The 8158-nt window shown below is 48.2% G+C and carries 4 protein-coding genes; all 4 read left to right on the forward strand.

Annotated features, from left to right (window positions below):
• A partial coding sequence (locus tag MiSe_RS45935) for an SLBB domain-containing protein (RefSeq protein WP_226593542.1) occupies positions 1–1664 on the forward strand: 1664 nt, incomplete at its 5' end.
• A 342-nt stretch (positions 1665–2006) separates the two neighbouring features.
• Positions 2007–4316 (forward strand): GumC family protein, encoded by a 2310-nt coding sequence (locus MiSe_RS45940; RefSeq protein ID WP_226593545.1) that lies wholly within the window; start codon positions 2007–2009, stop codon positions 4314–4316.
• Between the two features lie 229 nt (positions 4317–4545).
• Positions 4546–7032, forward strand: a complete 2487-nt coding sequence (locus MiSe_RS45945; RefSeq protein WP_226593547.1) for a GH116 family glycosyl hydrolase — start codon at positions 4546–4548, stop codon at positions 7030–7032.
• Positions 7033–7251: 219 nt separating this feature from the next.
• Positions 7252–7899: an RNA-guided endonuclease InsQ/TnpB family protein gene (locus MiSe_RS45950; protein ID WP_226593550.1), complete on the forward strand. Its 648-nt coding sequence runs from the start codon at positions 7252–7254 to the stop codon at positions 7897–7899.
• Positions 7900–8158: the final 259 nt, after the last annotated feature.

Consider the following 8158-nt stretch of genomic DNA (forward strand, 5'->3'; position numbering starts at 1 on the left):
TCGCTGGGGGTATTCGCCAATCTGCCGATATTAGTCGCATCCAGGTACTTCGACCGACGCGGGGCGGCGGACAACAAGTCTTTAACGTCAATCTACAACAGCTGTTGCGTGCTGGCGATCGCTCTCAAGATTTAATCTTGCAACAGGGCGATACTGTATTTGTTCCTACTGCAACTTCGGTCAATCCAGCCCAAGCCCTCGATTTAGCCGCCGCCAGCTTCGCCCCCACCACGAATCAACCGATAAATGTCGCCGTTGTGGGGGAAGTGACTCGTCCCGGTCCACAAGTCGTCCAGCCAGATCAATCCGGTGCCGTCCCCACCGTGTCGCGGGCGCTACAAATCGCTGGGGGCATCCGCCAATCTGCCGATATTACTCGCATCCAGGTGATTCGATCGACGCGGAGTGGCGCACAACAAACCTTGAACGTCGATCTTTCCCAATTGTTGGATAATGGCGATCGCGCTCAAGATGTCATTTTGCAACAGGGCGATACCGTATTTGTACCGCCTGCTACCAGCGTCAATGCCACCCAGGCACTCGATTTAGCCGCTTCCAGCTTCGCCCCCGCCACAAATCAACCGCTTAATGTTGTAGTTGTGGGGGAAGTTACTCGTCCTGGACCTTATGTGGTGCAACCGGAAGGGACGGGTGCCGTCCCCACCCTGGCGCGGGCGTTGCAAGTAGCAGGGGGAATCAGACAAACGGCGGATATTACCCAAATTCAGATTATTAGACTCGTGCGGGGAGGTAGACAACAAACCTTCACCGTGAATTTTTCCCAACTCTTGGCAACCGGCGATCGCTCTCAGGATATCATCTTGCAACAAGGGGATACGATATTTGTGCCAGCTTCGGTTTCTCCCACTGCGGCTGACTCTTTGGCGCTAGCATCTAGCAGCGTTTCTGCCACCGGGGCGCAACCTTTAAACGTTGCCATCACCGGCGAAGTGCAGCGTCCCGGTAGCTACGTGATCCAACCAGCACAACCTCCGACGGTGATTGTCAGTGCATTACCCAGCGTCGCCGGGTTACCGACGGTGACCCAGGCAATTCAACTTGCCGGGGGAATTACTCAATCTGCCGATATCCGCCGCATCGAGGTCCGCCGCTTCACCCAAGCGGGGGTGGAACAAAGAATCTCGGTTAATTTTTGGCAGCTGTTGGTGTCGGGCGATCGCTCGCAAGATGTCGTCCTGCAACAAGGCGATACAATTTTTGTACCTACAGCCGTCAATATTGACCCCGCAGAAGCCGCATTGTTAGCAGATGCTAGTTTTTCTCCCGCCACCATTCCAGTCAACGTGGTGGGAGAAGTCACCCGACCCGGTATCACACAAGTCCGGCCTAATACCCCCCTCAATCAAGCCATCCTCGCCGCAGGCGGGTTTAATACGAGGGCGAGAAAAGCGACGGTAGAACTGTTGCGCCTCAACCCCAACGGTACTGTTTCTCGGCGCACCATCGAGGTCGATCTCGACAAAGGCACCAACGAACAAACCAACCCCACCCTCCGCCCTAACGACGTGATTTTAGTCGCTCGATCTGGCTTAGCCCGAACTACCGATAGTCTCGGCTTGATTTTAAGCCCTGTGGGTCAGGGATTCTCGTTCCTCAACTTTTTTAGAGACTTTATGAAATTATTCGGAGTTACAGTGCCATAGGAACCCTGGCAGCGTATTTGATAAAGTACCATTATCGCCAAACAGGAAAACGTCACTGACCCCGGCCTTTAGGCACGGGGCTTGTCCAAACCAATTCGGACGACGTAAGCAGCGACTACCGCAAGTAGACACAGCTTGGTACACACTTCCGAATCCTTCCCTAGTTCGGACTATCTGTAAGCCTGATTGGTCAAGGCGTTGGGTTAAGCCAAGCTATCTTAGCTGTGTTGCTCTAAGGGACTTAAACGAGGCAAGCTGGATCTCGGCTTATATGCACTTAAAATCCAGCACCCAAAACGTAAAGCCGTCCTATAAGGACGGGGTTTCAAACCCATTTTTCTGATGAAAATCCAACCCTATTCCCAACCATTGTGGCCCGATCGAAACAATCAATCCCAGACTGGTGCCACTGCCATTTATCCTGAACCGCTGCACAACAATGATTCTGACCAAGTAAATTTGCGTCAGCTTTTAACAATCTTACGCCGTCGTTCCCTCGTTGTTGTGACCGTAGCAATCTCCGTCGCCACGGCTATCGGTTATCGCACCTTAAATCGTCCGCCACTCTATGCAGGTCAGTTTCGGCTGTTAGTCGAACCGATCACCGCTGAAACCAAAGTGGCTCAAACTGTCGGCGATGTCATATCTACGGCTTTTGATTACAACACTCAAATTGAGGTTTTACGCAGTCCCACCGTCACGGCTTCCATTCTGGAACAGATTCGGGTTAAATATCCCGATATAACCTATGACATCCTGATGGATAAATTAACAATTACCCGACTAACAGATACTAAAATTCTCCAAGTTAGATACCAAGAAAGCGAGCAGAAAAAAGTTAAGGATATTTTGGATAAACTCGCTCAAGGATATTTAAATTATAGTCGGTTACAGCGCCAAAGCGATGTTTTAGAAGGAATTAAATTTGTAGAAGACCAGTTACCGCAGTTGCGGCTAAAAGTTGATACGCTGCAAGCTAAGTTGCAAAAGTTTCGCCAGCAATACAACTTTATTGAACCCGAAGCCCAAGCGCAACAATTGTCGAGTCAAATTAGCTCGATTAGCCAACAGCGCCTGGAAATTCAAACCAAAATCAATGAAGTAAAATTATTATATGCAACGTTGCAAAACCAGTTGGGACTAGACCCAAGTCAAGCAATTGTAGCAGCCGCTTTGAGCGAATCGCCTCGCTACCAAAAGTTGTTAAATGAACTCCAAGATGTAGAAACGAAAATTGCCACGGAATCAGTGCGATTCACCCCAGCTAACCCCATATTGCAATCATTGCAAGAAACCCGCGAAAAATTACTGCCTTTAATTCGCATAGAAGCTCAAAAGATTATTGGCAACAACTTGTCAAACGCTAAAGTAGAACCAAACAAACTTACCTATCAAAATTCGGTTCGCTTAGCTTTAACGCAGCAATTTGTTGAGGCATCTAACCAAATACGGGTGATAGAAGTTCGCAGTAAAGCTTTGGAACAAGCGGAAACAAACTTAATTCAACAATTTAAACAAATGCCCATCCGGGCGCGGGAATACACCGATTTGCAGCGGGAATTAAAGGTCGCTACCGAAAGTTTAACCCGCTTTTTGTCAACGCGGGAATCTTTGCAAATTGAAGCCGCTCAAAAAGCCGTTCCCTGGGAACTGATTGCTGCACCAGAAGCAGCCGTTCCGATTCCTCCCCATACCTATCGCAATCTGGCGCTAGGAGTATTCGCCGGGTTGCTATTAGGTGTAGGCGCAGCTTGGATTGTAGAAATGCTCGACAGCGTGTTTCATTCCCCTGACGAACTTAAAGATAAAACGGGCATCCCGCTGCTGGGAATTATTCCTTTTAATAAAGGTGTCAAAAAACTGATGGGGACCCAGGCAACGGCAAGTTTACCTCAAGGGGAAACCTCGACCATTCCTGTCAGTTTTGTGGAAAAATTGCAGCGCTACAATGCTTCTCCTTTTTTAGAAGCTTTTCGCTCGCTTTATACCAATATCCGCCTGCTTGCTTCGGATATGCCAATCCGCTCTTTAGTTATCAGTTCGGCGACGCCAGCAGAGGGGAAAACCATCGTCGCTATACACCTGGCACAGGCGGCGGCGGCTATGGGAAAACGGGTGTTATTAGTGGATGCAGATCTGCGTCGTCCTCAAGTTCACGTCAGATTGGGTTTACCGAATATGCGGGGATTGAGCAATTTGATTGCCTCGGAAGATTTAGACTTCAACGATGTGATTCAAAAATCCGATCAAGACGATAATCTATACATATTAACGGCGGGTCAAATTCCACCCGATCCCACCAGGCTTCTTTCTTCGGAAAAAATGCAGAATCTGATGGTAGAATTGCGTTCGGCTTTTAATTTAGTAATTTACGACACGCCTCCCCTTGTCGGTTTCGCAGATGCTAACCTGCTAGCGCCTCCTACAGATGGACTGGTGTTAGTTGTAGCGCTGGGAAAAACAGACCGTTACCCGTTAATGCAAGCATTAGATGGCATTAGAATGTCCAATACGCCTTTTTTAGGCATCGTTGCCAATGGACTTAAACAGTACACGACTCGCGCTAACGATGCCTATGACCATTATTACTCCCAAGTGCGGCGCGATCGCACCATAGATCAGGACGCAGTCGGCAATTTCGACAATGGATAATTGGGAATTTTAGATTTTAGATTTTAGATTTTAGATTTGATGCGCTTATCTAAAATCTAAAATCTGCAATCTCCAATCTAAAATCGGCAATCTGCAATCTCCAATCTGCAATCTCCAATCTGCAATCTCCAATCTCCAATCTCCAATCTGCAATCTCCAATCTGAAATCTCCAATCTCCAATCTCCAATCTCCAATCTCCAATCTCCAATCTGCAATCTGCAATTACCAATGACTGACAAGATCAAAATCCCTAGCTGTACTTGGCAACGCCCCATCGGTCTAGGGTGGGATCGCCCCTATACTGTACGCTACAAAAGCAATCTCGATGATGGCCCCTGGCACGGAATGCCCCTGGGGGGTTTTGGTGCTGGGTGCATCGGTCGTTCGTCGCGAGGAGATTTTAACCTCTGGCACCTGGATGGCGGCGAACATGTATTCCAAACTATCCCAGGTTGTCAGTTTAGCGTTTTTGAGCAAGCCGGAAATCAAACCCAAGCTTATGCTTTGTGTACGGCAGCGCCAGAAGATGGCACGCTTTCTAGTTGGCAGTGGTATCCCACAGAAGGCAGAGGTGCAGAGGAGCAGGTGAGTTCCAGAGCAGGTGAGCAAGTAACATCTGGAACTTATCATGCCCTTTATCCCCGCAGTTGGTTTGCTTACTCAGGAGTGTATCAAGCCGAGTTAACTTGCCAGCAATTTTCGCCCATTTGGGCGAAAAATTACCAGGAAACAAGTTATCCGGTGGCGATTTTTCTCTGGACTGTTCATAATCCTACCGATGCGCCGATTACTCTCAGCATTATGCTCACCTGGCAAAATATAGTCGGTTGGTTTACTAATGCGATCGCCTCGCCACAAGTCCGCGTGCGGGATGATGGCAGTCCGGTATATGAGTATCAACCGCGACTCGGCGACAGTACCGGAAATTACAATCAATGGATTCAAGATCAATTTCGCGTCGGCTGTCTCCTCGACCGCGTCAGGCTTGACGATGATACCGTCCAAGAAGGGGAAGGGCAAATGTGCATTGCCACTCTCAGTAACCCCAGTTTGGAAGTGTTTTATCATACAGGTTGGAATCCAGTAGGCGATGGCGCGGATATCTGGAAAACCTTTGCCGCTGATGGTTCTTTGCCCGACCGCAATAACGAGACACCTGCCGCAGCTGGGGAACAAATTGGGGCGGCGATCGCTGTCCGCTTTACCGTCAGACCCGGTAAAACCAAGCAAATTCCCTTCATCCTCGCTTGGGATTTCCCCATCACAGAATTTGCATCTGGCATTAAATATTACCGGCGATATACGGATTTCTTCGGACGCAACGGCAAAAATGTTTGGTCGATCGTTCGCACGGCGCTGAAACATTACGAGACTTGGTACGAACGCATCTGTGCGTGGCAAGAACCAATTTTGACCAGGGAAGATTTGCCCGATTGGTTCAAAATGGCGCTATTTAACGAACTGTACCACCTCACCAGCGGCGGTAGTCTCTGGACGGCAGCTGATGAAATCGCCCCGGTGGGTCAGTTTGCCACTTTGGAATGCTTGGACTATCGCTGGTACGAAAGTTTGGACGTGCGGCTTTACGGCGGTTTCGGACTGGCGATGCTTTGGCCTAGACTAGAAAGAGCCGTGCTGGCAGCGTTTGCCCGCGCCATTCCCACCAGCGACGATACGCCCCGGACTATTGGGTATAACCAAGCACAAGCGGTTCGCAAAGTTGCCAATGCCACTCCCCACGATTTAGGTGCGCCAAACGAGCATCCTTGGGAAAAAACGAATTACACCAGCTATCAAGATTGCAACTTGTGGAAGGATTTACCTTGTGATTTTGTGTTGCAGGTTTATCGGTATTTTCTCTTAAGTGGTTCTACGGATACCGCATTTTTACGGGAATGTTGGAAGAGTATAGTAGAAACTCTTACGTACTTAAAAACCTTCGATCTCGATGGAGATGGGATTCCGGAAAACTCCGGTGCGCCAGATCAGACGTTTGATGATTGGCGATTGCAAGGTATAAGTGCTTACTGCGGCGGGTTGTGGTTGGCGGCATTAGAGGCGGCGATCGCCATCGGCAATATCCTGCTGGAAAACCCACCCGATTTTGAATTATCTGACGTAATTGACCAGTCTTCCAGCCAAAATCTACAATCTGAAATCCAAAATTGGCAAACCTGGTTGGAACAATCCCGACAAGTTTATCAAGAAAAACTCTGGAATGGTCAATACTACCGCCTCGATAGCGAAAGTGGTTCCGATGTGGTGATGGCAGACCAACTCTGCGGTCAATTTTACGCCCGCTGGCTGGGATTACCCGATATCGTACCAGTTGATTGCACCAACACCGCGCTTAAAAATATCTACGACGCCTGCTTTATTCAGTTCAATAACTATATCTCCATCCAAAATCCCATCGGTGCTGCCAACGGGGTCAAACCCGATGGTTCCCCCGAAAACCCCAACGCTACCCATCCCTTAGAAGTTTGGACGGGGATTAATTTTGGTCTAGCTGCGTTTATGTTGCAAATGGGAATGAAACCGGAGGCGTTTCAACTTGCAGAAGCGGTAGTACAACAAATCTACAATAATGGTCTGCAATTCCGCACTCCAGAAGCTATCACCGCCGCCGGTACTTTCCGTGCCAGTTCTTACCTGCGAGGTATGACAATCTGGGCAATTTATCAGCCAAGAAGAGAAGCGCAAAACCCCCTCTAAGAGGGGGGATTGGGGGGAGCGGGACTTTTAAGTCCCGTCAGGTAATATCATCAGGACTTACGCAAACACCAAAGTTTCTCTGAAAAATCTTGGTTTTGGAACTGGAGATCTACGAATAAACAAAGGTGATGGCAAGGTCGTGCGTAAGTCCTGTTCTGGTCAGCAAGAACGGTGCTTCTCTTGAACCTTGGAAGGACACCAAAGTAGACTTTGAGGGGAATGCCAAAAATCCCCGTCGCAGCGAGTCGTGACATTCAAATTACAGCGTTACCACAGCTAAAACTAGCCAGACCTTGGTATGGGGAGATTGATTCAACCGTACTGCAACAGAACGTAAAACGGTTGGATGTCCCCTACAAGAACTTTTTTGAAGGTAGGGGATTCCCCAAGTGCAAAAATCCCAGTAATTTTACCTCCTTTACATACGCGACCTGTGTAAAAATTAAATGTTGCAAAGTCTACCTACCCAAGCTGATCCCGATGGGATTCCATAACTCTAGATCTGTGCCAAACGAGTTCACAATTAAATCCGTTACTGTCCGGCAACCCCAAGATGGTTGGTATATGTCGCTCAGGATTGAGGATAAAACCGTACCCGATTATGTTGCCAAACCTTTAGCAGAAGTCAAGTCGATTATTGGCTGCGACTTGGGCATCACCAAATTGGTGCATCTCTCAGATGGCTATCAATTTGAAAATCCTAAATTTGCCACTAGCAGAAAGACCAAGCATCTTCTTAAAGTTAGGCAGCGTCGAGTTAATCGTAAAATCAGAGGCAGCAATAAATGCAAAAAACCATCCAAGAATGTTGGACGCTTGCATAAAAAGAGCGCTGAGCGAGCGTCAAGCTCGCTCAGTGGTATTTAGCCAAGTCTATCTTGTCCCGGCGAGTAGATGCCATCGCGATAGAAGATCTGAACGTCGTGGGAATGTTACGACGTTGCCAAGTGAAGAAAGATGATATAAATGGGAGGTTTTTAGGGAATAAACTCAAAAAAGAAAGGATTAAATCGCTCTATCTCGGATGCCGCTTGGAATGAGTTAATTTTAAAGCTCGAGTATCTCGCTGCAAAGCTCCGAGTGCGATTCGTTTAGTCGAAATGAATAATAATATTCAGGGATGACT

It is taken from the genome of Microseira wollei NIES-4236, assembly GCF_020521235.1.
Classification (GTDB): Bacteria; Cyanobacteriota; Cyanobacteriia; order Cyanobacteriales; family Aerosakkonemataceae; genus Microseira; species Microseira wollei.